Raw genomic sequence first — 23,304 nt, 5'->3', positions numbered from 1 at the left:
AGGGACAGTTTACCCGCAGCGGCCGCGCGCATCACGCCTCGGCGACGGCGCGGCGCGGCAGCGTTGGCAGGCGCAGACGGCGGCGATGCCAGGCGAACAGCAGGCCCAGCGCCAGCATGAACAACAGGTGCACCGGCCACACGCCCAGCTGCGCGGGGATCACGCCTTTCAACAACAGGGCTCGGCCCACTCCCAGCAGGTTGGTGTAGGCGAAATAGCCGGCCACCGCCGCCATCAGGCCGAGGTACCAATGTCCGCGGCGATTGCCCACCCCGATCAGGAAGGCCAGCGCCGGCGTGAGCAGCGTGCATAGCGGCAGGTTGAAGCGCGACTGGAATTCGACGAGGTAATAGAACTCGTCGTGCTTGAGCAGGTCGGCGGTCTGCACGAAGGCGATGTGATCGTTGAAGTTGGTCGGCTCGGGGTCTTCGATACGCACACCGTAACGGCTGAAGTCGGTGATGGTGTAGTCGGCCTGGCCGGCCTCGCCGGCGTAGCTCGTGCCGCGCTCGAAGACCGCGAAACGGCCATGGCTGCGGCGGTCGTTCTCGATCGCGGCGCGTTCCGAGCGCAATACCCCTTCGCGGCCGTTGTCGGCCTTCTTGTCGCGCGAATGCACGAACGCGCGCTCGAGGTGCCTCTGGTCGTCGGCGATGGATTCGGCGTAGAACACCCGTCGCCCGCCGGCCAGGTCGCGGAAGCGACCGGCCTTGACGCCGGCGATGGTCGCCTCGTTCTCGGTGATCTCCTTCAGTTCGCGCAGGTAATGCTCGGCCTGCGGCCCGACCACCAGGGTGATCAACGCCACCACGCAGGCCACCGCCAGGGCCGCGCCCGCCAGCGGCTTGAGCAGGTGCTGGTGACTCATGCCGGCGGCGCGCATCACCACCCACTCCGAGCCGAGCTGCAGGCGGGTGGCGGCGGCGAAGGTGCCGAGGAACAGCGACATCGGCAAGAGGTCCTTCAGCGATATCAGCATCTTCAGGCCGACCATGCGCACGATGTGCTGGGGCGCGACCTTGCCGTCGGCGGCGTCACCGAGCGCCGCCGCGAGGCGCATGGTCAGGTACAGCACCAGCAGGCCGCCGACGATGGCCGCCGAGATCTTGAGCGTCTCGCGGATGAAGTAGCGCGGCAGTATCACGCCTGGGTATCCGCCTCACGCTCGCGCCTGAGCAGGTGCAGGTTGCGAAAGTAGATGATGCTGTTCGGCAACTGGCTGACGATGAACACCGGGTCGCGGCGATACAGGGCATAGCCCAGCAGCACCACGCTGCCGGCGATGCTGAGATACCAGAACGTCACGGGGATGACGCTGCGCCGTGCCCGCTCGCTGGCCAGCCACTGCACCACCCAGCGCGAGAAGAACAACAGGTTGCCGCCCATGCCGATGGTGACCCACAACTGTTCAACGCTCATGCTTCAACTCCTCGACCGTCGCCGCGCGGAACGCCCGACGCTTGAGCCACATCACGCCGAACAGATCGACGATTCCGACCCACAAACGGTTCCATACGCCGTACTTGGACCGCCCGTGCACGCGCGGACGGTGGGACACCGCCACCGACAGGATGGCGCCGCCATCACGCCGCACCAGGGCGGGCAGGAAGCGATGCATATGATCGAAACGCGGCAGCTTCATGAAGGCCGCGCGCTGGATGACCTTGAGGCCGCAGCCGGTGTCGGGCGTGTCGTCACCCAGCATGCGCGAGCGCACGCCGTTGGCGATGCGTGAGGACAACAGGCGCAGGCCGTTGTCCTGGCGCTGCTGGCGATGACCGCAGATCAGCAGCGGACGAGCAGGGCCTTCGAGCGCCAGGAGCAGTTGCGGAATGTCGCGCGGGTCGTTCTGACCGTCGCCATCGAGGGTGATGATCCATTCACCGCGCGCGGCGTCGACGCCGCTGCACAGCGCCGCGCTCTGGCCACGATTGCGGCCATGGGCCACCACGCGCAGGCGCGGCTCGACGGCGCAGGCCAGCAGACGCGCAGCCGTGCCATCGGTGCTGCAATCGTCGACCGCCACCACCTCGTAGGCGCCGAGCGCGCCCATCACGGCGCTGATCTCGCCGAGCAGCGCCGCGACGTTGTCCTCTTCATTGAAAAACGGCACCACCACCGAGTACAGCACGTGCGTCAGGGCGGAGGAGGAACTGGCGGTCATGCGGGACTCGTTGCAGGGGTGAACAGGCGCGCGCCGGGGCGGGCGCGAAGTGCGCGGATTCTAACAGGCATCCCGGCGCGAGGCAGCGCGCCCGCGCGCTTTTGACAGGCTCGCGCACCGCCACCCAGAATGCCGGCCTTGGCTCACACGCAGGACTTCCCCATGGGACATCGCCTCTCGAAGATCTACACGCGCACCGGCGACGCCGGCACCACCGGCCTTGGCGATGGTTCGCGGATCGCCAAGACCAATCCGCGCATGCACGCCATCGGCGAAGTCGACGAATTGAACTGCACCATCGGCCTGATGTTGACCGAGAGCATGCGCGCCGGTCTTGCCGACCTGTTCCTCGACATCCAGCACGATTTGTTCGACCTCGGCGGCGAGTTGTCGATCCCGGCCAGCACCTTCATCCACGAAGCCGCGGTCACCAAGCTCGAACAGGCCATCGATCTCTACAACGAAGACCTGCCGCCGCTTAAGGAATTCGTGTTGCCGGGCGGCAGCCGTGGCGCGGCGCTGGCGCACATGGCGCGCGCGGTATGCCGGCGCGTCGAACGGGCGGTGCTGGGCCTCGCGGCCGAGGAAGCGGTCAACCCGCAGACCACCATGTTCCTCAACCGGCTGTCGGACCTGCTGTTCGTCGCCGCGCGGGTGATCGCGCGCGATTCGGGGGCGGGGGAGGTGATGTGGTCGAGGAAGCGGGGGTGACGCCTCATCGTGGGTCAGACTTCAGTCTGACGATTTGATTCTCGAACTCGAATCCAAGGCCGTACGACATGAAGTGTCAGACTGAAGTCTGACCCACAGAAGCCTTGGGTACGCCTCCGTATGGTCTTCTGGTGTAGACTGCCGCTCCTTTTTTTCCCGCGGGCGCAGCCCGGTTCACAAGGATCCTCTGATGAATGTTGCATGTTTGGATTTCGAAGGCGTTCTGGTGCCGGAGATCTGGGTCAGTCTTGCCGAGCGCACCGGCATCGAAGAGCTCAAGGTCACCACCCGCGATATCCCCGATTACGACGAACTGATGGGCCTGCGCCTGAAGATCATGCGTGAGCGTGGCCTGCGCTACGCCGACATCCAGGCCGCCGCCGGCGCACTCGACCCACTGCCGGGCGCGGCGGAATTCCTGGGCTGGCTGCGCGCCAACTACCAGGTCGCGATCATTTCCGACACCTTCCATGAACTGGCGGCGCCGCTGGTGGCCAAGCTCGGCTACCCGATGATCCTGTGTCACCAGCTCAAGGTCGACAGCGACGGCAACATCGTCGGCTACACGCTGCGCCAGACCGATCCCAAGCGCCATTCGGTGCTCGCGTTCAAATCTCTCCAGTACAAGGTCGTCGCGACCGGCGATTCGTTCAACGACATCAGCATGCTGCGCACCGCCGACGCCGGCGCCCTGTTCCAGCCCTCGGAAAAAGTCACCGCCGCCCATCCGGATCTGCCGGTGGCGCGCACCTACGATGATCTGAAGGCGATGTTCGCCTCCCACCTCTGAGTCGAAAGGCGCGCCTTACGCCGGCATGGTGTAGGCGCGCGCCCTGGCATCGATGGCGGTCAGCCGCCAGCGCGGCAGCGCCCACGCCAGCAACTCCCGACAATTCGCGCCTTCACTTGCTGCGGGCGGCGCCATGCCGAGGAACGCCAGGGCATGGAACAGCGCCCGCGCGGCGTTGGCCGGTGCCACCGCCGGCGCATGGGTCTGCTTGCTGAGCTTGTCGCCATGGGCGTCGAGCACCACCGGCAGGTGCGCGTAGCGCGGCGTCGGCAAGCCGAGCAGGCGCTGCAGATGGACCTGGCGCGGCGTCGATTCCAGCAGATCGTTGCCGCGCGTGATGTGGGTGACGCCCGACCAGGCATCGTCGACCACCGCCGCCAGGTGATAGGCATAGATGCCGTCGGCGCGGCGCACCACGAAATCGCCACAGTAGCTTGCGAGCTGCTGGGCGTAATCGCCTTGCAGCAGGTCGTGTACGACCACGGGCTCGTGGTCGACCCGCACGCGCCACGCGAGACACGCACCATCACCGCCGAGGCGCTTGGCGCGGCAGGTGCCGGGGTAGGCGCGCGGACCGATGGTCTTGCGCGAACATCGACAGCGATAAATGAGCTGCCTGGCTTCGAGACAGGCCAGGGCCGCGTCGTAGGCCGCGCCGCGTGTGCTCTGGTAGACCACCTGGCCGTGCCATTCGAGCCCGAGCGCCTCGAGCGTGGCGAGGATGCTGCCGGCCGCGCCGCGCTCGACGCGTGGCCGATCGACATCGTCGATACGCAGCAGCCATTGCCCGCCCTGGGCATGCGCGTCGAGATAGCTCGCGACCGCCGTGACCACAGAGCCGAAATGCAAAGGCCCGGTAGGCGAGGGGGCAAAGCGACCGACCACGCCCGACGGGGCGGGCGTCGCGTCAGTCATGGGAGGCGAAATGCGCGCAGTACATGGCGGTCGCGCCGGCCACGCCGATGGGCATGGCCAGGAAGTTGATGAACGGCACCATGGTCAGCAGGCTCAGACTCACGCCGAAGCCGAGCGCCATGGCGCGCTCGCCGCGCAGCTTGTCGACCGCCACCGGAAACACCTGGCCGTGATTGCCGAGCGGGCAGTCGAGATACTCGATGGCGAGCATCCAGCCGCCGAACAAAATCCACAGGGGCGGTGCGAGCAGGTTGAGGCCGGGAATGACGCTGAGGATGAGCAGCGGCCAGGCACGCCAGGCAACGTAGGCGAGTTTGCGCAGCGCCGCCCACATCGCGCGCCCGGCCTCGGCGAACAGCGCCTTCCAGCTGAACGCAAGCGGCTGGTCCGGGTGGCGCAGATGACGTTCCACCGCCTCGGCCAGGAGTCCGTTGAAGGGACTCGCCAGCACGTTCGCGACCAGGCTGAAGGTGAAAAACAGGCTCACCGCCGCGAGGGTGCCGAACACCAGCCACGCTATCCATAACGCCCATTCCGGCCAGCCCGCGCAGTAGCGGTCGAGCAGGTGCTGGAACAACTGGCCAAAGCTTGCCAGCGCGACCGCGAACACCAGCACGTTGATGACGATGGGACCGATGACGAATCGTCGCAGGCCCGGCACCGCCAGCAGCCGGCAGCCGCGCACGGCGAAACCCACGCCGGCGAAGAACCCCGCGCTCATGGTCGCCCGCTGATGGTCAACCCGGCAGCACGCTGGCGGGACCGGCTTGCCAGCCCGCCTGCCGATGCTCGGCGGTGATGGTCGGGTAGGTGCCGCCACGCACGTTGAATACCGCCGTCAGGCGCGCGTAGCGCGGTGCGCAGGCGGCCACGATGTCGTCGAGAATGGCATTGGTCACGGCCTCGTGAAACATGCCCTCGTTGCGAAACGACCAGATGTAGAGCTTCAGCGACTTCAACTCCACGCAACTGCGATCGGCGATGTAGTCGAGGGTCATTTCCGCGAAGTCGGGCTGGCCGGTGACGGGACACAGGCAGGTGAATTCCGGCAGGCGAATGCTGATCAGGAAATCGCGTTCGGGCTTGGGATTGGCGAAGGTCTCGAGTCGCTTCTGCGCTTGGGTAGTCATGGTCGGGTCCGGTCGTCGAATGGGGCTGCGCGCGCTGCGCATGCAATGCTGGAGAAGGCTCGCCGCGAGCCTGCGCTCATGACTCGCGATATGCGGTTTTTGGCCTAAATTTCAAGCAATTGAACCATAGATAACGAGCCCGGGCGAGCGTTGTGCGGCGCTTTCGCGATGGAGTATGCTTCGCACCCATGCGCATCACCCGAATCAAAGTCGCGGGCTTCAAATCCTTCGTCGATCCCACCACCTTGACCTTACCCGGCAACCTCACCGGCATCGTCGGTCCCAACGGTTGCGGCAAGTCGAACATCATCGATGCCCTGCTGTGGGTGCTGGGCGAAAGTTCGGCCAAGCATTTGCGCGGCGATTCGATGGTCGACGTCATCTTCAATGGCTCGAACACCCGCAAGCCGGTCGGCCAGGCCACCGTCGAAATCGTGTTCGACAACTCTGACGGCACCATCGGCGGCCAGTACGCGGGCTTCAGCGAAATCTCGATCAAGCGCACCGTCAGTCGCGACGGCGTGTCGGCCTATCATCTGAACGGCGCGCGCTGCCGGCGCAAGGACGTCACCAACGCCTTCCTCGGCACCGGCATCGGCTCGCGCGGCTACTCGGTCATCGAGCAGGGCATGATCTCGCGGGTCATCGAGGCCAAGCCCGAAGAGCTGCGCGCGTTTCTCGAAGAGGCGGCCGGAATTTCCAAGTACAAGGAACGGCGCCGCGAGACCGAGAATCGCATGGGTCATACGCAGGAGAACATGGCGCGCCTGACCGACATCCGCGACGAACTCGAAAAGCAGTTGAATCACCTGCAGCGCCAGGCACGCGCCGCCGAGCGTTACCAGGAATTGAAAGCCGAAGAGCGCAAGGCCACCGCGCGCGGCCTGGCGGTGCGTTGGCGCGCACTGAACGAAGAACACGGCCGCTGCCACGACATCGCCGAGCAGCGCACCACCGAGCTCGAAGCCGAAATCGCGCGCCTGCGTGAAATCGAGGCACGGCAGGTGGCGAGCCGCGATGCGCAGATTGCCGCCACCGACCAGTTCAATACCCTGCAGACCGATTTCTACGCGCGCAGCGGAGAAATCGCGCGCCTCGAACAGGCCATCAAGCACGCCGAGGAACGCGAACAGTCCTTGGGCCAGGATTTGCAGGACGCCGAACAGACGCTCGCCAAGCTCATCGAGACCATCGCCGCCGACGGCACCCAGCTCGAAGAGGTCAAAACGCGTCTGACCGAGATCGAGCCGCGCTTCGAAAGCCAGCGCACCGCCGAGCAGGGCGCCTTCGAAGCGGTGCGCGCGGTGGAAGCCGAACTCGACCAGTGGCAACACACCTGGGATGCCTTCAACCGCGATCACAACGCGCTGGCGCAGCGTGAACATGCCACCCAGATCCGGCTCGAACATCTCCTGACCAGCATTTCCGACGCCGACACGCGCGTGGCGGTGTTGAACGGCGAAGCGAGTCGCAACGAAACCGCCGACCTCGTCGCGCAGATCGACAAGTTCCGGGCCGACATCGACCAGGGCGAGGCGCAGCGCACGGCCCTCACCGAGGCGCGCAACGCAATGCGTGCGGAGTTGGGCCAGGCCCGCCAGGGCGTGCAGACCTTCGGCGCCAGCCTGCACGAACACCAGACCCAGCTGCAGCAGTTGCGCGGACGGTTGGCCTCGCTGCAGGCCCTGCAGGAAGCGGCCTACGGCAACGACCAACGCGCGGTGGAGGCATTCTGCAAGGCGCGCGGCATCGACAACCTTGCGCGCCTGGCGGCGTTCGTGGACATCGAAGCCGGCTGGGAACGCGCGCTGGAAGCAGCCTTGCGCATTCCGCTCGGCGCCCTGTGCGGCCCCGATCTGACCTCGCGCATCCGCGACAGCGGCGGCTTCGATCGCGGCGCGGCCGGCCTGACGGTGGTCGATCTCGCGGCCGACGCGCGTTCGGGCGCGGGGCTGGCGGCCGACCTCTTGCTCGGCAAGATCACCAGCAAGGTCGATCTGTCGCCGCTGTTGGCGGGCGTCTACGTGGCGACCGATGCCGATGCCGCCATGGCGCTGCGCGCGCGGCTCGCGCCGGAGGAGGTCATCGTTCTGCCTGACGGCACTCTGTTCGGCTCGAACTGGGTACAGGTCGCGGGCAGCAAGGCCGAGTCCGACAGCATCCTCACGCGCGAACGCGCCATCGAGGAGATCGGCACGCGCATCACCCGGCACGAGGCCGACATCGCCACCGTGCGCGCCGACAGCGACGCACTGCGCGCGCGTATTCGCGAGATGGAGCAGGACGAGCAAAAGCACAGCCAGCAGCTCGACCAGGGCGCCCAGGCGCTGGCCCGGCACCGTTCCGAACTCGGGCGCCTGGAAGCGGAATTCCAGCGTCGCCAGGCGCGCGCCGCCGACGTCGCCGCCGAGCTCGAACGTCTCGCCAAGCTGTCATCGACTCACCAGGACAACCTCGCCCAACTCAAGACCGAGCGCGCCGAAGCCGAAGCCGCGCTCAAGCAGCATGCCGAACGGCGCACCGAGATCAGCGATGCGCGCGGCGCCATCCAGGCGCGACTCGACAGCAGCCGTCAGCAATGGCGCGATCTGCGCGACGCCGCCCACCAGCTGGAATTGAGCCTCGGCCAGCTGCGCTCGCGGCGCGCCACCCTGGAAGAAGCGCTGGCCCGCAACGGCGGTGCGCGCGAAGGCGCCGAGCGCCGCTGCGCCGATATCGGCGCCGCCATCGAGGCCCACCAGGCGCCGCGCACCGACATGCGCAGCCAGCTCGACATCGCCTTGCGCGATCGCCTGGAAGCGGAGAACAAGCTCGCCGAGGCGCGGCGCGTGCTCGGCGAACTCGACGCCGACATGCAGAAGGCGGCCTCTGAGCGCGCCAGCGTCGAACAAGCGATCACCGAGCAACGTCGCCAACTCGAACAGATCCGCCTCGACCAGCGCGCGCTGGAAGTGCGCCTGCAGGAACTGGTCAGCCGCTTCGAGCAGACCGGCGAGAATCTCGACGAGACGCTGGCCGAGCTCAGCGAAGGCGTGAGCGAGGAGTCGATACAGGAAGAGTTGGAGAAGCTGTCCGGGCGCATCGCGCGCCTCGGGCCGATCAATCTCGCCGCCATCGACGAATTCACCCAGCTGTCCGAGCGCAAGACCTACCTCGACAGCCAGCATGCCGATCTCAGCGAAGCGCTCGCCACCCTCGAGGAAGCCATCCGCAAGATCGATCGGGAAACCCGTTCGCGTTTCCGCGAGACCTTCGACAAGGTCAACAACGGCATGCAGGCCTTGTTCCCGGTGCTGTTCGGTGGCGGTCATGCCTACTTGGAACTGACCGGCGAAGACCTCCTGGAAACCGGCGTGACGGTGATGGCGCGTCCGCCCGGCAAGCGCAACAGCACCATCCACCTCCTGTCGGGCGGCGAGAAGGCCTTGACCGCGGTGTCGTTCATTTTCTCGATCTTCGAGTTGAACCCGGCGCCGTTCTGCCTGCTCGACGAAGTGGACGCGCCGCTCGACGACAACAACGTCATCCGTCTGACCGAGATGCTGCGTTCGATGTCGAAGTCGGTGCAGTTCCTGTTCATCACCCACAACAAGATCACCATGGAAATCGCCGAGCAGTTGATTGGCGTGACCATGCAGGAAGCCGGCGTGTCGCGCCTGGTAGCGGTCGACATGGAGGAAGCGGTACAGCTCGCGGCGACTGCCTGAAGCCCCACCCGCAGCCGCGATGTCCCTGCGCACCCTGTTACTGATCATCGGCGCCATCATCGTGGTGGCGGTCTATGCCTTCACCGCCATCAAGCGTCGACGCGATGCACGCGTGCATTACGACCGGCGCTTCCGCATGGACATGCCGGACGCCATGCTGCGGCACGACGGCGAGGATGATGGCGGCGACACGCCGAGGCTGACCGGCCGCGGCGAAGGTTTCGATGAAATCATCGCCATCCGCACGCTGTCACCAGACGACGTACCGCCGGTCAAGCCAGCGCCGCGCAAGGGCCTCATCGGCAAGGCGCGCGCCGCCGCCGCGGCCATGGCCCAGGCCGCGCAGCCCGGCACACCGGCCGCCAGCGAAGACGCTGGCGATTTCCAGGCACCGCCGCCGCGCGAGCCGTCGCTGTCAACGCTGGCGGTCGAAGATGAACCGCCGCTGCCCAGCATCAAGCTGCCGCATGACGTCGTGTTGCCGCCCCAGCATGAAGCGCTGGCCGAGCTGCCGGCGGTGCGCAACGACGTCGCGCCAACGCCCGAACCGAGCAATGCGCGCAAGCGCACCGACCAGCTCGACCTGTTCGGCGAACCGCTGGACGCGGCGCCGCCCGAACCCGCCGCCGTCAGGCGTCGCACCTACAAGGAGCCGAGCGCCGAGCCCGAGACGGGTCTCATCTCGCTCTACGTGCGCGCCCATGAGGGCAAGGAGTTCAGCGGCACGACCCTGGTCAAGGCCTTGAACGCGGTCGGCATGCAGTTCGGGGACATGGCCATCTTCCATCACTTCGGCGCCGGCGAGCTGAAATGCCAGAACCCGGTGTTCAGCGCCGCCAACATGTTCGAGCCGGGCACTTTCGACATGCGCCGCATCGAGGCCTTTCGCACCGCTGGCGTGGCGCTGTTCCTGCAATTGCCTGGGCCGCTGGACGGGCCGGTGGCCTTCGAACTGCTGTTGAACACCGCGCAACGCCTGACCGAGCTCACCGGCGGCGAGCTCTATGTCGATCCCAAGAACCTGCTCGATCCGCCCAGCATCGCGCGGCTGCGCAAACGCGCCGCGCGCTTCGCCCATGGCCGCCGTTGACGAGGCGCGACGCCGCGCCGAGTTCCTGAAACGGGAACTGGAACGGCACAGCTACCAGTATTACGTGCTCGACGACCCGCTGGTCGCGGACGCCGAATACGACGCGCTGATGCGCGAACTGGAAGTGCTGGAGGCGCGCCACGCGGAGCTGGTCAGTCCCGACTCACCGACCCAGCGCGTGGGCGGGGCGCCGGCCAGCCAGTTTGCGCCGGTGCGCCACCCGCTGCCGATGCTGTCGCTGTCGAACGTGTTCGATGCCGAGGAGTTCGGTGACTTCCATCGCCGCTGCGCCGAGCAGTTGGGCGTGGAGAGCATCGAGTTCGTCGCCGAGCCCAAGCTCGACGGTCTCGCCATCAGTCTCATCTACGAGCACGGCGTGCTGGTGCGCGCCGCGACGCGCGGCGACGGCACGACCGGCGAGGACGTCACCGCCAACGTGCGCACCATCCGCGCCATTCCCCTGCGTCTGCGCGCCACCCCAGCCTTGATCGAAGTGCGCGGCGAGATCTACATGGACAAGCGTGGCTTCCACGCCATGAATGCGCGCCAGGAGGCGGCGGGCCTCAAGACCTTCGCCAATCCGCGCAATGCCGCGGCCGGCAGCCTGCGTCAGCTCGACCCCAACATCACCGCCACGCGTCCGCTGACCATGTGCTGCTACGGCATCGGTCAATTCGATGCCGCCGCGCGGCCTGACACCCAATGGTCGACGCTCGCCTACCTGCGCGAACTCGGACTGCGGGTCTCATCCGAAAGCCGGCGGGTCGAAGGCGTCGAGCAGTCGCTGGCCTACTACCAGGAACTCGGCGCGCGCCGCGCCGAGCTCGGCTACGAAATCGACGGCATAGTCTACAAGGTCGACGCGCTCGCCCAGCAGGAACGGCTGGGCTTCGTGGCGCGCGCGCCGCGCTGGGCGGTGGCCTTCAAGTTTCCGCCCGACGAACGCACCACGCGCGTGCTGGGCATCGATGTTCAGGTCGGACGGACCGGTGCGCTGACGCCGGTGGCACGGCTCGAGCCGGTGCTGGTGGGGGGGGTCACCGTCACCAATGCGACCTTGCACAACGCCGACGAGATCCGGCGCAAGGACGTACGCGTGGGCGACCTGGTGGTGGTGAGACGCGCGGGCGACGTGATCCCCGAGGTCGTGCGCGTGGTGCTCGAGGAACGGCCGGCCGACAGCGTGCCCTACGAGTTGCCGAGCAGCGTGCCGGACCAGGACCTCGCCGCGCGCGTGCAGGCCATCATCCATTTCGCTTCGCGTCGCGCGCTCGACATCGAGGGCCTCGGCGAAAAACTCATTGAGCAGCTGGTACAGGCCGGGCTGGTCACCGACGTCGCCGATCTCTACACCTTGAGCGTCGAGCAATTGGCGGCGCTGGAACGCATGGGCGAGAAGTCCGCCGCCAACGTCATCGCCGCCATCGAGCGCAGCAAGGCCACCAGCCTGCCGCGCCTGCTGCATGGACTCGGCATACGCGAAGTGGGCGAGGCCACCGCCGCCAATCTCGCCGCCGCCTTCGGCAGTCTCGAGCGTCTGCGAGCCGCCGACGAAGAAGCGCTGGAAGCGGTCAACGACATCGGGCCGGTGGTGGCGGCCAGCATCGCCGCATGGTTCCGCGATGCGGACAACCAGGCCTTGGTCGACCGACTGGTGGCGCAAGGCGTGCACTGGCCGGAGTTCGAAGTGGCGCCGCCCGAGCTATTGCCTTTGAAAGGGGTGACAGTGGTATTGACCGGCACTTTGCCGAACTGGTCGCGGGACGACGCCAAGGCCAGGCTGCAGGCGCTGGGCGCCCACGTGGCCGGTTCGGTATCGAAGAAAACCAGCCTGGTGGTGGCCGGTGAAGAAGCCGGCAGCAAGCTCGACAAAGCGCTTGCGCTCGGTATACCAGTGCTGGACGAAGCGGCGCTCGAAGCGCTGCTGGCCGAGCCGGCGAGAATTACGGACTGGTTGTCGGCTGCGGATCCCAGCTAGGGTCGGCCACCACCACGCGATTGCGGCCGCCGCGCTTGGCGATCAGGAGCAGGTCGTCGGCGCGCTGCATGAGTTCGCCATGGGATTCGCCGTTGACGAAATGGGCAACGCCGATGCTGGCCGTGACCCTTTCGGCCGGCGGCAGGGACTCGACCTGCATGGCCTCGATCTCGCCACGAATGCGCTCGGCCAACAGCTCCGCGCCGGCGGTGCCGGTGCTGGGCAGGATGACCACGAATTCTTCACCGCCGTAGCGGTACACGCCGTCGCTGGTGCGCGTGCATTTGACGATCTGGTTGGCGATCTGCGTGAGCACCACGTCGCCGACGATGTGACCGAAGCGGTCGTTGATGGTCTTGAAGTGGTCGATGTCGATGATCAAGAGCGACAGCGGTGACAACTGGCGCTGGGCGAGCGAGATATGGTGTTTCAGCTGCGCACTCAGCATTGCGCGGTTGTTGACGCCGGTCAGCGGATCCTTGAGGGCAATCTTGAGCGCGCGTTCGTATTGCAGCGAATTGCGCAGCGGGTAAATGAGGGTGCAGAGCAGGACTTCCAGTACCTGCAATTCGCTTTCGGCCAGCACGCTGGCGCGTGAGAAGGTGATTTCGCCAAGGTAGCGCCCGACCAGGGTCAGTTCGTAGGTATAGGTGTTGAGCTCGCGCGTACCATCGTCTATCGAGACCTTCTGCACGCTGTTGCGGTAACGCACCGAGACGCCGCGCACCATGCGCCGCACCTCGCGGGCAAAGCCGCGTATCACGTCGCGCACGTACAGACTGGACTGCAGCGCGTTGGCGATGCGCAGTTTGGTCGAGTCCGAGACGATGTCCTTGCTACTCGCCTGGTCGGCGGTGAAGGGCAAGATCTCGTTGACGAATGCGCCGCTGCGCCACGGTTCCGCGCCGATGACTTGCTTTATTGGTGTGCTCATCGCTTTCGTTCCCAGCCACGTCCTGAGTTAGGCGAAGGTCTCTTAGCGAGATTCGTGCCAATCTGTTGCAAAACCTGGGTGGTCTTGCAAAACCCCTGTTTTCAGCGGGATTGCGCCGCGCCATCGCGCGCCGGCGGCAGGCTGGTGGCGCCAACAGGCCGTCTCGGAGGCGGCACGGGTCAATTTCCCGACACGTTTTTCAAGGCCTTGTGTCCGACTCGTGACGGAAATCCGCAACTGGCCGGCAACAATTGCCGGCAGCGAGCCGGCTCAGGTGGCAGGAATCGTCAGCAGTCGCCCGCGCTGGTCGGCGGCGCGCGTGCTCAGCAGGCGGATGTAATGAGGGGCGATGACGGCCGGATCGGCGAGCGCGCCCGGATGCTCGGCCGGGTAGGCCGCCTGGCGCAGGCGCGTACGCGTCGGTGGCGGCAGCACGGCGTTGACATGCAGGGACGCGCTGTTCACATGCTCGGCCGCCAGCATTTCGAACAGGCCACGCAATGCGAACTTGGACGCGCCGTAGGCGCCCCAATGCGGTTTGCCGCCCATGCCTTCGGCGGCCAGCGTGAACAACACCGATGCCGAGGGCGCTGCCATGGCCAAGGGCAGCAGGGTTTGCAACATCAGGAACACGCTGTGCACGTTGACCTGGAATACCCGTGCCCAGGTCACCGGGTCGTAGCTCGCGAGCGGCGCCAGTTCGCCGAGGGCCGCGGCATTGAAGACCAGGCCATCGAGGCAGCCGCAGCGCGCGGCGACCAGGTCCGCCAGTTCGCCGTAGTCGGCGAGGCTGGCGGTTTCGAGGTTGACTGGCGCGAGGATCGGCGCCGGGCCGCCCGCCGCTTCGATGGCGTCGGCAATGGCTTCGAGCGCGCGCACGTCACGCGCGCACAAGAGGGTTGTGGCGCCGGCCGCCGCCGCCGCCTTCGCGACCGCCTGGCCTATACCGCGGCTCGCGCCGGTGATGAGGACGGTCTTGCCCGCCAGTTCGCCGCTATGGGTCATGTGCTCGTGATCTTGGTTCAACTGAAATCGCCGGCGCGCAGCACCGTGTCGCGCCGGTAGTTGACGTCATCGGTGGCGGGATAATCGAGCGTGTAGTGCAGGCCACGGCTCTCGCGACGCTTGAGCGCCGCGCGGATGATGAGTTCTGCCACCTGCACCAGGTTGCGCAGCTCGATGAGGTCACCGGTGACGCGGAAATTGCCGTAGAACTCGCTGATCTCGGCATGCAGCAGTTCGACGCGTCGGCGCGCGCGCTTGAGGCGCTTGGTGGTACGCACGATGCCGACGTAATCCCACATCAGGCGTCGCAACTCGTCCCAGTTATGGGACACCACCACTTCTTCGTCGGCGTCCGTCACCTGGCTCTCGTCCCACGGCGGGATGTCGATGGCCGGTTCACGCGACTGCAGCGCGGTGAGGATCGAGGCCGCCGCCGCGTCGCCCATCACCAGGCACTCCAGCAGCGAGTTGCTGGCCATGCGGTTGGCGCCATGCAGGCCGGTGCACGCCACTTCGCCGATGGCATACAGGCCGGGCAGGGAGGTGCGCCCCCCGGTGTCGGTCACCACGCCGCCACATAAATAATGTGCCGCCGGCACCACCGGGATCGGGTCGACGGTCATGTCGATGCCGTACTTGCGGCACTCTTCGTAGACGGTCGGGAAGTGTTCGAGGATGAACTCGCGCGGCTTGTGGGTGACGTCGAGGTAAACGCAATCGAGGCCCAGGCGTTTCATCTCGTGGTCGATGGCGCGCGCCACGATGTCGCGCGGCGCGAGTTCGGCGCGCGGGTCGAACTTGGGCATGAAGCGTTCGCCGTTCTCCAGCCGCAGCACGCCGCCTTCGCCGCGCAAGGCCTCGGTCAACAGGAAGGTCTTGGCCTGCGGGTGGTAGAGGCAGGTTGGGTGGAACTGCACGAATTCCATGTTGGCCACCGCGCAGCCGGCGCGCCAGGCCATGCCGATGCCGTCGCCGGTGGCGACATCCGGATTGCTGGTATAGAGGTAGACCTTGCCGGCGCCGCCGGTCGCCAGCACGCAGCAGCGCGCCGCGATGGTCTTGACCAGTTGATGCTCGACATCGAACACGTAGGCGCCGACGCAGCGGTCAGGCACCGAACCGAGCTTGCCGGAGCTGACCAGGTCGATGGCCATGTGCCGTTCGAGCAGGGTGATGTTGGGATTGGCCCGCACCCGCTCGAGCAAAGTGATTTCGATGGCGCGACCGGTGGCGTCGGCGGCGTGCACCACGCGGCGATGGCTGTGACCACCCTCGCGGGTGAGATGCACCTCGACCGCGCCGGACTTCGAGGTGCGGGTGGTGAAGGGCACGCCCTGGGCTATCAGCCACTCGATGCGCTCGCGGCCATGCCGCACGATGAATTCCACGGCCTCGCGTCGACACAGGCCGGCGCCGGCGATCAGGGTGTCCTCGATGTGCGATTCGATGGAATCGGCATGGTCCATCACCGCCGACACGCCGCCCTGGGCGTAGAGCGTGGCGCTTTCACTGGCGATGTTCTTGCTCAGCACCACCACGCGGTGGTCACGCGCGGCGAGGGTCAGGGCCAGGGACAGGCCGGCTGCGCCGCTGCCGATGACCATGACATCGCAGGATTCCGATCGCGTCATTGGATGTTTCCAAACGAGGGGCCGCGGAACTCGACGGGCGTCCTCAAGTCTTGCCAAGCAGCCGGGCCGGCGATCGGCGCGCGCTGGTCTACGGTTACGCTTGCTAAATTCTGTGCCTGGCCCGATCCTGTGCCACCACGAACTTACCCAGCCCCCGATGGTCAACCGATTTGAGTTTGCGCCCGGCGCCAACGCCATGATACAGGCTTAGTGCGGCGATGGGCGACAGCATGACCGATACCGAATTGGTGGCGCGGGTACAGCACGGTGACAAGTCCGCATTCGATCTGCTGGTACTCAAGTATCAGCACCGCATCGTCAAGCTCGTAGGCCGCTATGTACGCGAGCCTGCCGACGCTCTCGACGTTGCCCAGGACGCGTTCATCAAGGCTTACCGGGCGCTGCCGAATTTCAGGGGCGAGAGTGCGTTCTACACGTGGCTGTATCGCATTGCGATCAACACCGCGAAGAACCACCTGGTGGCCGCCGCGCGGCGTCCTAGCGACGTCGACCTCGGCAGCAACGAGGACGGCGAGCAGTTCGAGATCGAGGACATGCAGTCCACGCTCGAGACGCCCGAACGCCTGCTCTTGACCGAAGAGATCCGCCAGACCGTGATTGATGCGATAGCCAAGTTGCCCGACGATTTGCGCACCGCCATCATGCTGCGGGAAGTGGACGGCCTGAGTTACGAAGAAATAGCGACAGTCATGGATTGTCCGATAGGCACGGTACGTTCGCGCATTTTCCGCGCGCGCGAGGCCGTGGACCTGCGATTGAAACCGCTGCTGGAAGATTGACGAGGTGCGGGACCATGAATGATGAACGACTCTCAGCCCTGATCGATGATGAGCTGCCCGGCGACGAAACGCGCGCTGCGCTGGACGAAGTACTGGCTGAACCGCGGGCTCGCGCCGCCTGGGGCCGCTACCATCTGATCGGCGACGCGCTGCGCGCCAGCGCCGCCGAACCCGCCGATATCGCCGCCCAACCTTACCCTGACAACGTCGTCGCCTTTCCCGCCCACAACGCCCCCGCACCCTCGAGCCCGCCGCGCGCACCGCGCGTGGGGCTCGCCCTGGCCGCCGCCGCGGCCCTGGCGGCGGTCGCGCTGATCATAGCGGCGCCGCGACCCGACGCCGGCCCGGCCTTGAACCCCGTCGCACAGAACAGCGCCCCGGCGCCGGTCACGGCGCCGAGCGCCGAGCCCTTGCCGAATGCCACCATCAGCCAGGCCGACATGGTGCGCGAGGACGAAGCCGAGCGGCGCTTGAACGTCTACCTCTACGACTTCAACGACAAGCGTGCCCGCCAGAGCGCGCCGGGCACTCATTCCTATGTTCACATCGTCGGTTTCGAACGGCCCTGACGCTCGCTCGGTCCGCGGTGCGGCGACCCTGGTCGCCGCGCTGTGGTGCGGCATTGCATGGGCCGCCGAGCCGGAAGCCGAAGCGGCGCTGCGAACCATGCACGAGGCCACCCGCACGCTCAGCTATGACGGCGTGTTCGTCTACCAGCGCGGCGACCGGCTGGAAAGCATGCGGCTCATCCATCGCTATGCCGACGACGTGGAGAGCGAGCGCCTGATCTCGCTGTCCGGCCCGGCGCGGGAAGTCATTCGTAAAGGCTCGGATGTGACCTGCCTGTCGGCCGACGACGGCGGCGGCGCAGCCGACAAGAACCCGCCGCGTGACATCATCGGCATCGGCTTTTCCGCCCCGGTGGAAAAGCTTTCGGGCAGCTACGCCTTCGCCGTCGAAGGCCAGGACCGGGTGGCGGGACGCAACGCCATGGTGGTGACCGTCACACCGCGCGCGCCTGACCGCTATGGGTACCGGCTGTGGCTGGACACCGACACCAAGCTGCTGTTGAAGTCCGCCATCGTCAATGGCGACGGCAAGTCGCTGGAGCAGGTGCAGTTCACCCAGCTCGACGTGCGTCCGGACATCGCCGCCGAGCTGCTCGAGCCCGGCATCAAGGGCACCGCCTTCAGTTGGCGCACCGACGCGGACGGCGACTACGATGACCCGGGCGACGAAAGCCGCACGCCGCCGGACTGGCAGGCGGCATGGTTGCCGCCCGGCTTCGAATTCAAGGAAAGCAGTTTGCAGCACATGGAGGACAAACGCGGGCCGGTCAGTCACCTGGTGTATTCCGACGGGCTGGCGATGGTGTCGGTGTTCGTCGAGGCCGTCGACGATGAAAAGCGCGCGCTGCGCGGCCAGTCCTCGCGCGGCGCGGTGAACGCCTTCAGCCGACTGGACGACATGCACCAGATTACCGTGGTCGGCGAAGTGCCCTTGCCGACCGTCAAGCGCATCGCGACCTCGGTAGCCAAGATCAACGAGTGATGGAGTGACGATGAGAGCATTGATGCTGGCCGTGATCGCGGCCGTGACCCTCGCCGGCCTGCCCATGGCCCACGCCCAGGACGTGCGCCTGCCGGACTTCACCGTGCTGGCCAAGAAGAACAGTCCGGCGGTGGTCAACATCAGCACCACCATGAAAGCCGCCAAGCTGAGCGAGCGCCTGCCGCCCGGCCTCAACATGCCCGATATTCCCCAGGACGGGCCGCTCGGCGATTTCTTCCGGCACTTTTTCGGCGACGAGGGGCCGGGCGGCCCCGACGGCGGACCCGGCGGCCAGGACCCGCGCTCGTCATTGGGCTCGGGCTTCATCCTCAGCAAGGACGGCTACGTCATCACCAACTTCCACGTGGTGCGCGAGGCCGACGAAATCATCGTGCGCATGTCCGACCGCAGCGAGCACACCGCCAAGCTCATCGGCTCGGACCAACGCAGCGACATCGCGGTACTGAAGATTGAAACCGACAAGGATCTGCCGACCGTCAGCACCGGCGACTCGGACAAGCTCGAGGTCGGCGAATGGGTGCTCGCCATCGGCTCGCCTTTCGGTTTCGACTATTCGGTGACGGCCGGCATCGTCAGCGCCAAGGGCCGCAGCCTGCCCAATGAAAACTACGTGCCGTTCATCCAGACCGATGTCGCCATCAACCCCGGCAACTCCGGTGGCCCCTTGTTCAACCTCAAGGGCGAGGTGGTGGGCGTCAACTCGCAGATCTACAGCCGCACCGGTGGCTTCATGGGCGTATCGTTCGCCATTCCCATCCAGGTGGTATTGAACGTCTACCAGCAGCTGCGCGACCACGGCAGCGTGACGCGCGGCTGGCTGGGCGTCCTGATCCAGGACGTGACGTCGGAGCTCGCCGAATCGTTCAACATGCAGAAGCCGACCGGCGCACTGGTGTCCAAGGTGCTGGAAGGCAGCCCGGCGGAGAAGGCGGGCTTACGCACCGGCGACATCATCCTCAGCTTCAGCGGTGCCAACATCGAGCGTTCCTCCGATCTGCCGCCAATGGTTGGCAATACCCACGTCGGCGACAAGATCGCGGTCGAGCTCATCCGCGACGGCAAGCGCCAGAAGTCGACCATCGAGATCGGCGCGCTGCCGGAAGAGCAGCCGGAAGTCGCGGCGGGCGGCGAAGCGCAAAAATCCAAGCTCGATGCCAAGCTCAAGATAGCGGTGGTCGAGCCCAGCAAGCAGCAGCGCGAGCAGGCCGAGGTCAACGACGGCGGCGTGCTGGTCGAAGATATCGCCGACGGCCCGGCCTACAGCGCGGGCCTGCGTACCGGCGACATCATCCTGCAGATGAACAACCGCAAGATTGGCGGCCTGAAGGATTTCCGTGAGCAGGTCGAGGCCCTCACGCCGGGCAAGACCGTGCCCATCCTCATCCAGCGTCAGGGCGGGCCGCTGTTCCTGGCCATGAAGGTGCCGGCCAAGAATGGCTGAGACGGGCGCCGGCAGCGCGGCGGCCAGCGAGGCGCCGCGCTGGACCTTGATGACGCGCCTCGATTGCCCGTTGTGCACGAGCTTCGAAACGGCGCTGCGCGCGTGGGAGGCGGGCCACGGCCGCTTCGAGCTGGCGGTGGTCGACGTCGATTCGTCGCCGGCGCTCGCCGAGCGCTACGGCCTGCGCGTGCCGCTGCTGTTGCGTGGCGAGCAGGAGATCTGCGCGTTCCGCTTTCGCGCCGAGCGCGCCGCCGCGGCGCTTGCCGCGGGCTGAGCGCGGCGGCCGGTCGCGGCATCGTGTCCGGCGGCAGTCTGCGCTAGAATCGCGTGCTTTTCGGGCGAACCGCCCGCCGCCCATCGGAGCCCCATGCAGCCCGCGAATCGAAACGTCCGCAATTTTTCCATCATTGCCCACATCGACCACGGCAAATCGACCTTGGCCGATCGCTTCATCCAGATGTGCGGCGGCCTGGAAGAGCGCGAAATGGAGGCCCAGGTGCTGGACTCCATGGACATCGAGCGGGAACGCGGCATCACCATCAAGGCGCAGAGCGTCAGCCTCGACTTCAAGTCGCGCGACGGCAAGACCTACCTGCTGAACTTCATCGACACCCCCGGCCACGTCGACTTCAGCTACGAGGTGTCGCGCTCGCTGGCGGCCTGCGAAGGCGCGCTGCTGGTGGTGGACGCGGCGCAGGGCGTGGAAGCGCAGTCGGTCGCCAACTGCCATACCGCGGTCGACCAGGGTCTGGAGGTGATCCCGGTCTTGAACAAGATCGACCTGCCGTCGGCCGAACCTGACCGCGTCTGCACCGAAATCGAAAACATCATCGGTATCGACGCCACCGACGCCATCCATGTCAGCGCCAAGACCGGCGTCGGCGTGGCCGACCTGCTTGAGCAGCTGGTCGAACGCGTGCCGGCGCCGACCGGCAGCGTGGACGCGCCGCTCAAGGCCTTGATCATCGACTCCTGGTTCGACAACTACCTCGGCGTGGTGTCGCTGGTGCGGGTGTTCGACGGCGAACTGCACCAGAAGAGCCGTATCCGCATGATGTCGACCGGCCGCGATCATGACGTCGACGAGGTCGGCATCTTCACGCCCAAGCGCGTCAAGAAGAGTGCGCTGCTGACCGGTGAAGTCGGTTACCTGGTGGCCGGCATAAAGGAAATCGACGGTGCGCCGGTCGGCGACACCATCACCGGCGCGGCGCGGCCGGCGAGCGAACCCTTGCCGGGCTTCAAGCAATCGAAGCCGAACGTGTTCGCAGGGCTCTATCCCATCGACTCAGGCGACTACGAGGCCTTCCGCGAGGCGCTCGCCAAGCTGCGCCTCAACGACGCCGCGTTGCACTACGAGCCCGAGACCTCCGAAGCGCTGGGCTTCGGTTTCCGCTGCGGCTTCCTCGGCATGCTGCACATGGAGATCATCCAGGAGCGCATCGAACGCGAGTACAACATCAATCTCATCACCACCGCGCCGACCGTGGTGTATGAACTGGTGATGCGCAACGGCGACACCCGCTACATCGACAATCCGGCCCATTTGCCGGAACCGAGCACCATCGAGGAGATCCGAGAGCCGCTGATCACGGTCGACATCCTGGTGCCGCAAGATTACCTCGGCAACATCATCAGCCTGTGTATCGACAAACGCGGCGCGCAGACCAAGCTCAACTTCATCAAAGGCCAAGTGTCGGTCAGCTACCTGCTGCCGATGGCGGAGATGGTCACCGACTTTTTCGACCGTCTGAAGTCCGTCAGCCGTGGCTACGCTTCGATGGACTACAACTTCTCGCACTACCAGGCCGCCGACATGGTCAAGATCGATGTCCTCATCAACAGCGAGAAGGTCGATGCGCTGTCGGTCATCGTGCATCGCGATCTCGCCCAGCGCCGCGGCCGCGAATTGACCGCCAAGATGCGTGAGCTCATTCCGCGCCAGATGTTCGACATCGCCATCCAGGCCTCGGTCGGTTCCAAGATCATCGCGCGCGAAACGGTCAAGGCCTTGCGCAAGAACGTCACGGCCAAGTGCTATGGCGGCGATGCGACGCGCAAACGGAAGTTGCTGGAGAAGCAGAAAGAGGGCAAGAAGCGCATGAAACAGTTCGGCTCGGTCGAAATTCCGCAGGAGGCGTTCATGGCGGTGCTCAAAGTGGGCAAGACGCCATGATTTGGGACTTCGCCGCGATCCTGACGCTGCTGGTGTTCGTCAGTGGCGTGATCTGGGCCTGCGACAGCCTGGTATTCGCGCCGGCGCGACTGCGCGCCGCGCGCGAAGAAGCGCGCGACAAGGCGGCCCAGGCGGGCGCGGGTGTCGACGCGCCGCTGGCGCTCGATGCGCCAGAACTGCCGTGGCTGGTCGACTACGCGCGTTCGTTCTTTCCGATTTTCCTGGTGGTGCTGTTGCTGCGCTCGTTCGTGGTCGAGCCGTTTCGCATCCCGTCCGGCTCGATGATTCCTACACTCCTGATCGGCGACTTCATCCTCGTCAACAAGTTCGACTACGGCATCCGCCTGCCGGTGCTCAATCGCAAGGTCATCGAACTCGGCCAGCCCAAGCGCGGCGACGTGGTGGTGTTCCGTTATCCGCTCGACCCCTCGACGCCCTTCATCAAGCGCATCGTCGGCCTGCCGGGCGACACCGTGCGCTACATCGACAAGGCCTTGTATATCAACGACCAACTGGTCGAATCGGTTCCGAAGGGAACATTCGTTGGTGTACGATCCGCGGCGTCCAACACCGGCGCCATGATGTTCAATGAGCACCTGGGGGAGGTCGAACACGACATCCTGTTGACGCCGGGCGCCGGCTCGCCCAACGGCGAATTCAAGGTGCCGGCCGGCCATTACTTCGTGCTGGGAGACAATCGCGACAACAGCCGCGATTCGCGTTACTGGGGCTACGTTCCGGATCAAAACCTGGTCGGGCGCGCGTTCTTCATCTGGATGAATTGGGACAGCGGCCCCGATGTGAAGCGCATCGGATCCATGATTCACTGACCAACGGGGGGATAGGCAATGAATTCGAAGCGACATCAACGGGGCGTGACCTTAAGCGGCCTCATCACCAGCTGTATCGTGCTGGGCGCGGCCGCGTTGTTGGCCATGAAGCTGTGGCCGGTCTACAACGAAAAAATGAAAGTCGACCAGGCCATGGAGCATCTCGGCGCCAATCCGGACGCGGCGCGCATGAGCAAGGGCGAAGTGGTCCAGGCTTTGATGCGCCAGTTCGACGTCAGCGACGTCGATCGCTTCGACACCCCGGGCCTGTCCAAGGTCGTGACGGTCGGCAAGAAGAAGGGCACCAATGACAAGGTCGTGGTCATCGAATACGAGATCCGCGCGCCGCTGTTCAGCAATCTCGACGTCATCATGAACTACCGCAACGTAAAGGAATTCGGTCCGGTCAAGACCGACTGACGCCGAAATC

Annotated in this window: 22 protein-coding genes; 13 read left to right on the top strand and 9 right to left on the bottom strand. The window is 66.0% G+C overall.

Translation table 11 applies throughout. The features are described 5' to 3' along the window. Positions 1-31 precede the first annotated feature (31 nt). The 3 genes from lptF to IPM80_03505 are packed head-to-tail and all read right to left on the bottom strand — an operon-like array spanning position 32 to position 2,164. A complete protein-coding gene (gene lptF, locus IPM80_03515) occupies positions 32-1,144 on the bottom strand; it encodes an LPS export ABC transporter permease LptF (GenBank protein ID MBK8957506.1) in 1,113 nt (370 codons plus the stop codon). Further along, entirely contained in the window at positions 1,141-1,419 is a 279-nt protein-coding gene (locus IPM80_03510; GenBank protein ID MBK8957505.1) for a lipid-A-disaccharide synthase N-terminal domain-containing protein, read from the bottom strand. Before IPM80_03510 ends, lptF begins: the two co-directional genes overlap by 4 nt. Continuing rightward, positions 1,409-2,164, bottom strand: a complete 756-nt coding sequence (locus tag IPM80_03505; protein MBK8957504.1) for a glycosyltransferase family 2 protein — start codon at positions 2,162-2,164, stop codon at positions 1,409-1,411. The genes IPM80_03510 and IPM80_03505 overlap by 11 nt, the downstream gene beginning before the upstream one ends. Before the next feature lie 162 nt (positions 2,165-2,326). Here IPM80_03505 and IPM80_03500 point away from each other — a divergent pair, with 162 nt between their 5' ends. Further along, complete coding sequence (locus IPM80_03500) at positions 2,327-2,875, top strand: cob(I)yrinic acid a,c-diamide adenosyltransferase (protein MBK8957503.1); 549 nt, start codon at positions 2,327-2,329, stop codon at positions 2,873-2,875. 190 nt (positions 2,876-3,065) lie between these two features. Then, positions 3,066-3,665, top strand: a complete 600-nt coding sequence (gene thrH, locus IPM80_03495; GenBank protein ID MBK8957502.1) for a bifunctional phosphoserine phosphatase/homoserine phosphotransferase ThrH — start codon at positions 3,066-3,068, stop codon at positions 3,663-3,665. Positions 3,666-3,680: 15 nt separating this feature from the next. On the opposite strand, the gene gluQRS is transcribed toward thrH, so the two are convergent. From gluQRS to queF, 3 genes are read right to left on the bottom strand one after another with little or no spacing between them, the layout of a single operon-like run. After that, on the bottom strand, positions 3,681-4,580 hold the full coding sequence (gluQRS, locus tag IPM80_03490; GenBank protein ID MBK8957501.1) for a tRNA glutamyl-Q(34) synthetase GluQRS: 900 nt from the start codon (positions 4,578-4,580) through the stop codon (positions 3,681-3,683). After that, positions 4,573-5,301: a sulfate transporter CysZ gene (gene cysZ / locus IPM80_03485; GenBank protein MBK8957500.1), complete on the bottom strand. Its 729-nt coding sequence runs from the start codon at positions 5,299-5,301 to the stop codon at positions 4,573-4,575. The genes gluQRS and cysZ overlap by 8 nt, the downstream gene beginning before the upstream one ends. A 16-nt stretch (positions 5,302-5,317) precedes the next feature. Beyond that, positions 5,318-5,710 (bottom strand): NADPH-dependent 7-cyano-7-deazaguanine reductase QueF, encoded by a 393-nt coding sequence (gene queF / locus IPM80_03480; GenBank protein ID MBK8957499.1) that lies wholly within the window; start codon positions 5,708-5,710, stop codon positions 5,318-5,320. Positions 5,711-5,898: 188 nt separating this feature from the next. Here queF and smc point away from each other — a divergent pair, with 188 nt between their 5' ends. From smc to ligA, 3 genes are read left to right on the top strand one after another with little or no spacing between them, the layout of a single operon-like run. Beyond that, on the top strand, positions 5,899-9,417 hold the full coding sequence (gene smc / locus IPM80_03475) for a chromosome segregation protein SMC (protein MBK8957498.1): 3,519 nt from the start codon (positions 5,899-5,901) through the stop codon (positions 9,415-9,417). Positions 9,418-9,436: 19 nt separating this feature from the next. Next, on the top strand, positions 9,437-10,507 hold the full coding sequence (gene zipA, locus IPM80_03470; protein ID MBK8957497.1) for a cell division protein ZipA: 1,071 nt from the start codon (positions 9,437-9,439) through the stop codon (positions 10,505-10,507). Continuing rightward, positions 10,494-12,485, top strand: a complete 1,992-nt coding sequence (gene ligA, locus IPM80_03465; GenBank protein ID MBK8957496.1) for an NAD-dependent DNA ligase LigA — start codon at positions 10,494-10,496, stop codon at positions 12,483-12,485. Before zipA ends, ligA begins: the two co-directional genes overlap by 14 nt. Here the strand turns inward: ligA and IPM80_03460 are convergent. From IPM80_03460 to nadB, 3 genes are all read right to left on the bottom strand, one after another. After that, positions 12,451-13,419, bottom strand: a complete 969-nt coding sequence (locus IPM80_03460) for a GGDEF domain-containing protein (GenBank protein ID MBK8957495.1) — start codon at positions 13,417-13,419, stop codon at positions 12,451-12,453. The two genes, ligA and IPM80_03460, sit on opposite strands and share 35 nt — an antisense overlap. Before the next feature lie 270 nt (positions 13,420-13,689). Further along, positions 13,690-14,445, bottom strand: coding sequence for an SDR family NAD(P)-dependent oxidoreductase (locus tag IPM80_03455; GenBank protein ID MBK8957494.1), 756 nt, complete (start codon positions 14,443-14,445; stop codon positions 13,690-13,692). Next, the gene (gene nadB / locus IPM80_03450) at positions 14,442-16,055 is read right to left on the bottom strand and encodes an L-aspartate oxidase (GenBank protein MBK8957493.1); all 1,614 of its coding nucleotides are present in this window, start codon (positions 16,053-16,055) and stop codon (positions 14,442-14,444) included. Before nadB ends, IPM80_03455 begins: the two co-directional genes overlap by 4 nt. Before the next feature lie 218 nt (positions 16,056-16,273). Between nadB and rpoE the strand changes: the two genes are divergently transcribed. From rpoE to IPM80_03410, 8 genes are all read left to right on the top strand, one after another. After that, a complete protein-coding gene (rpoE, locus tag IPM80_03445; protein ID MBK8957492.1) occupies positions 16,274-16,855 on the top strand; it encodes an RNA polymerase sigma factor RpoE in 582 nt (193 codons plus the stop codon). Positions 16,856-16,869: 14 nt separating this feature from the next. Beyond that, positions 16,870-17,424, top strand: a complete 555-nt coding sequence (locus tag IPM80_03440) for a sigma-E factor negative regulatory protein (GenBank protein MBK8957491.1) — start codon at positions 16,870-16,872, stop codon at positions 17,422-17,424. A gap of 97 nt (positions 17,425-17,521) precedes the next feature. Continuing rightward, a complete protein-coding gene (locus tag IPM80_03435; GenBank protein MBK8957490.1) occupies positions 17,522-18,406 on the top strand; it encodes a MucB/RseB C-terminal domain-containing protein in 885 nt (294 codons plus the stop codon). 10 nt (positions 18,407-18,416) lie between these two features. Beyond that, positions 18,417-19,868: a DegQ family serine endoprotease gene (locus tag IPM80_03430; GenBank protein ID MBK8957489.1), complete on the top strand. Its 1,452-nt coding sequence runs from the start codon at positions 18,417-18,419 to the stop codon at positions 19,866-19,868. 49 nt (positions 19,869-19,917) lie between these two features. Next, complete coding sequence (locus IPM80_03425) at positions 19,918-20,142, top strand: glutaredoxin family protein (protein MBK8957488.1); 225 nt, start codon at positions 19,918-19,920, stop codon at positions 20,140-20,142. A gap of 93 nt (positions 20,143-20,235) precedes the next feature. Then, the gene (gene lepA, locus IPM80_03420; GenBank protein MBK8957487.1) at positions 20,236-22,044 is read left to right on the top strand and encodes an elongation factor 4; all 1,809 of its coding nucleotides are present in this window, start codon (positions 20,236-20,238) and stop codon (positions 22,042-22,044) included. After that, positions 22,041-22,874 (top strand): signal peptidase I, encoded by an 834-nt coding sequence (gene lepB / locus IPM80_03415; protein ID MBK8957486.1) that lies wholly within the window; start codon positions 22,041-22,043, stop codon positions 22,872-22,874. The genes lepA and lepB overlap by 4 nt, the downstream gene beginning before the upstream one ends. A gap of 18 nt (positions 22,875-22,892) precedes the next feature. Further along, a complete protein-coding gene (locus tag IPM80_03410) occupies positions 22,893-23,294 on the top strand; it encodes a DUF4845 domain-containing protein (GenBank protein ID MBK8957485.1) in 402 nt (133 codons plus the stop codon). Positions 23,295-23,304: the final 10 nt, after the last annotated feature.

The organism is Pseudomonadota bacterium (genome assembly GCA_016719885.1).
Taxonomy (GTDB): domain Bacteria; phylum Pseudomonadota; class Gammaproteobacteria.
Note: the sequence above shows the minus strand (reverse complement) of the source record. Positions and strands in the feature narration are given on the sequence as shown.

What these genes read in the sequence shown, in the direction of transcription:
- IPM80_03510 (MBK8957505.1), bottom strand. Translation starts at nt 1,419, where the DNA reads ATGAGCGTTGAACAGTTGTGGGTCACCATCGGCATGGGCGGCAACCTG.
- IPM80_03505 (MBK8957504.1), bottom strand. Translation starts at nt 2,164, where the DNA reads ATGACCGCCAGTTCCTCCTCCGCCCTGACGCACGTGCTGTACTCGGTG.
- IPM80_03500 (MBK8957503.1), top strand. Translation starts at nt 2,327, where the DNA reads ATGGGACATCGCCTCTCGAAGATCTACACGCGCACCGGCGACGCCGGC.
- thrH (MBK8957502.1), top strand. Translation starts at nt 3,066, where the DNA reads ATGAATGTTGCATGTTTGGATTTCGAAGGCGTTCTGGTGCCGGAGATC.
- gluQRS (MBK8957501.1), bottom strand. Translation starts at nt 4,580, where the DNA reads ATGACTGACGCGACGCCCGCCCCGTCGGGCGTGGTCGGTCGCTTTGCC.
- cysZ (MBK8957500.1), bottom strand. Translation starts at nt 5,301, where the DNA reads ATGAGCGCGGGGTTCTTCGCCGGCGTGGGTTTCGCCGTGCGCGGCTGC.
- queF (MBK8957499.1), bottom strand. Translation starts at nt 5,710, where the DNA reads ATGACTACCCAAGCGCAGAAGCGACTCGAGACCTTCGCCAATCCCAAG.
- smc (MBK8957498.1), top strand. Translation starts at nt 5,899, where the DNA reads ATGCGCATCACCCGAATCAAAGTCGCGGGCTTCAAATCCTTCGTCGAT.
- zipA (MBK8957497.1), top strand. Translation starts at nt 9,437, where the DNA reads ATGTCCCTGCGCACCCTGTTACTGATCATCGGCGCCATCATCGTGGTG.
- ligA (MBK8957496.1), top strand. Translation starts at nt 10,494, where the DNA reads ATGGCCGCCGTTGACGAGGCGCGACGCCGCGCCGAGTTCCTGAAACGG.
- IPM80_03460 (MBK8957495.1), bottom strand. Translation starts at nt 13,419, where the DNA reads ATGAGCACACCAATAAAGCAAGTCATCGGCGCGGAACCGTGGCGCAGC.
- nadB (MBK8957493.1), bottom strand. Translation starts at nt 16,055, where the DNA reads ATGACGCGATCGGAATCCTGCGATGTCATGGTCATCGGCAGCGGCGCA.
- rpoE (MBK8957492.1), top strand. Translation starts at nt 16,274, where the DNA reads ATGGGCGACAGCATGACCGATACCGAATTGGTGGCGCGGGTACAGCAC.
- IPM80_03440 (MBK8957491.1), top strand. Translation starts at nt 16,870, where the DNA reads ATGAATGATGAACGACTCTCAGCCCTGATCGATGATGAGCTGCCCGGC.
- IPM80_03435 (MBK8957490.1), top strand. Translation starts at nt 17,522, where the DNA reads ATGCACGAGGCCACCCGCACGCTCAGCTATGACGGCGTGTTCGTCTAC.
- IPM80_03430 (MBK8957489.1), top strand. Translation starts at nt 18,417, where the DNA reads ATGAGAGCATTGATGCTGGCCGTGATCGCGGCCGTGACCCTCGCCGGC.
- IPM80_03425 (MBK8957488.1), top strand. Translation starts at nt 19,918, where the DNA reads ATGACGCGCCTCGATTGCCCGTTGTGCACGAGCTTCGAAACGGCGCTG.
- lepA (MBK8957487.1), top strand. Translation starts at nt 20,236, where the DNA reads ATGCAGCCCGCGAATCGAAACGTCCGCAATTTTTCCATCATTGCCCAC.
- lepB (MBK8957486.1), top strand. Translation starts at nt 22,041, where the DNA reads ATGATTTGGGACTTCGCCGCGATCCTGACGCTGCTGGTGTTCGTCAGT.
- IPM80_03410 (MBK8957485.1), top strand. Translation starts at nt 22,893, where the DNA reads ATGAATTCGAAGCGACATCAACGGGGCGTGACCTTAAGCGGCCTCATC.